2 protein-coding genes are annotated in these 1,917 nt (G+C 58.7%); both read left to right on the top strand.

All coding sequences use genetic code 11. The features are described from left to right. The coding region (locus KF708C_RS33780; RefSeq protein ID WP_063923107.1) for a YqaJ viral recombinase family nuclease at positions 1 to 895 on the top strand (895 nt) is incomplete at its 5' end. Further along, the gene (locus KF708C_RS33775; protein WP_082080232.1) at positions 892 to 1,851 is read left to right on the top strand and encodes a recombinase RecT; all 960 of its coding nucleotides are present in this window, start codon (positions 892 to 894) and stop codon (positions 1,849 to 1,851) included. The genes KF708C_RS33780 and KF708C_RS33775, both read left to right, overlap by 4 nt. The last annotated feature ends 66 nt before the right edge of the window (positions 1,852 to 1,917 follow it).

The raw sequence follows: 1,917 nt of genomic DNA, 5'->3' as shown, positions 1-1,917 counted from the left end.
TGACGTGGCCGCCATCCTCGGCGTCAGCCCCTGGAAGTCACCCTACGAACTGTGGCTGCAGAAGACTGGCCGCGCGCCGAAGGAAGAGGTAACGCCCGAGCAGCAAAAGCGGTTCGACCGTGGCCATCGCCTGGAACCCGTCGTGCTCGAAATGCTGGTCGACCGACTGCGCGATGAAGGGCATGAAGTGGAGATCCTGACCCGCAATGCTCGCTACATCGATCCAGAGCACTCATTCTTGGGCTGCGAGATCGATTTCGAGTTGATGCTTGACGGCGAGCACGTCAACGGCGACTGCAAGACCGTTCATCCCTTCGCCGCCAAGAAGTGGGGCGAGGAAGGAACCGACGAGGTTCCCATCGAATACGCCGCGCAGTTCATGCAAGGCCTGGGCATCACTGGCCGGAATCGCTGCATCGTCGCCACACTGATCGGCATGGACGATCTGCTTATCTACTGGGTGGAACGCGACGAAGAGACCATCACCGGCATCCGCAAGCGCGTGGTCGAGTTCTGGAACGAATGCGTGATCGCGGACGTGGAGCCTGACCCCATCGACTTTGACGACTGCAAGGAAATCTACAAGAAGTCGAACGGCGGCACCATTGAGGCGGATTCGAAGACCCGTGACGCGGTGTATCGGCTGGCCGAAGTGAAAGCCAAGATCAAGCTGCTGGAATCCGAGGAAGAGGACCTGCAATACCGCATCACCGCATTCATGCAGCCGAATGCCTTCCTCACGGCTGGCGGTCACGAGATCGCCTCCTGGAAGAACCAGAACGATACGCGGCTCGACGGTAAGGCCCTCGAAGCCGATCTGCCGGACGTGGCCGCCAAGTACAAGCGCACCAAAGAAATTCGCGTTCTCCGCCTGAAGAAAGGAAAATCCCAATGAGCACCGCCAACCTGAAAACTGTCGCCACCGGCAAGAAAGAAAACCCGGTCGCATCGTTCAGCAACTTCCTTGAGAAGTTCAAGCCGCAAATGGCGCTTGCTCTGCCGAAGCATCTGACGGCAGACCGCATGGCGCGACTCGCCGTGACTGCATTCAGTACCACGCCGAAGTTGCAAGAATGCGAGCCGAAGTCGATCCTTGGCGCGATCATGACCGCTTCGACGCTCGGCCTTGAGATCAATGTCGATGGGCAAGGCTTCCTCGTGCCTTACGGCCGTACTTGCACCTTCGTACCGGGCTGGAAGGGACTGGTCGACCTGGTGTCGCGCAGTGGCCGCGCTACGGTCTGGACCGGCGCCGTGTTCGAAGGCGATGACTTCGACTATGCCCTAGGCGATTCCCCTTTCATCCGCCACAAGCCAGGCGAAGAAAACGACCCAGACAAACTCACTCACGTCTATGCCGTGGGCCGCGTCAATGGATCGCAACTGCCGGTGATCGAGGTCTGGACGATCAAGAAGATCTGGAAGCATCGCGACAAGTACAACAAACAGGGCGGCAAGCACTACAGCTTTCGAGATCCGGAGATGTATGCCCGCAAGATTCCATTGCTGCAGGTGCTCAAGTACATGCCGAAGTCCATTGAACTGTCGAATGCAGTGGCGTTGAGCGCTGCGGTCGATGAGGGAAAGCATGCCGTGATCGAAGGCGATTTCGTCACCGTCACCGACCCGGACACCGGAGAGATCCGCGGCATGACGGATACCGAACAGCGTAGCAATAGCGGCGGTACCCCGGGCACGCCCTACTCCGTGATGCTCGACCGCATCCAGAAGTGCAATGATATCGACGTACTCGATATCTGCGCCGATGAGGTCCGTGACTATCCAGAAAACGAGCGCGTCAAGCTAGAGCAAGCGTACATGGATCGCCGTGAAGTCCTGACCGGTGCCTAATTATTCCGCGCCGCGCGTCGATTCCCCGTCCGAGGCGCGCGGCCTTTTTATTCATTGAGCCAGGAG

Source organism: Cupriavidus basilensis (assembly GCF_000876015.1).
GTDB lineage: Bacteria > Pseudomonadota > Gammaproteobacteria > Burkholderiales > Burkholderiaceae > Cupriavidus > Cupriavidus basilensis_B.
The sequence above is the reverse complement of the archived record's forward strand: the minus strand, read 5'-3'. Positions and strand labels throughout refer to the sequence as shown.

Excerpts from the sequence above, each read along its gene's own strand:
- KF708C_RS33775 (WP_082080232.1), top strand. The coding sequence starts at position 892 with ATGAGCACCGCCAACCTGAAAACTGTCGCCACCGGCAAGAAAGAAAAC.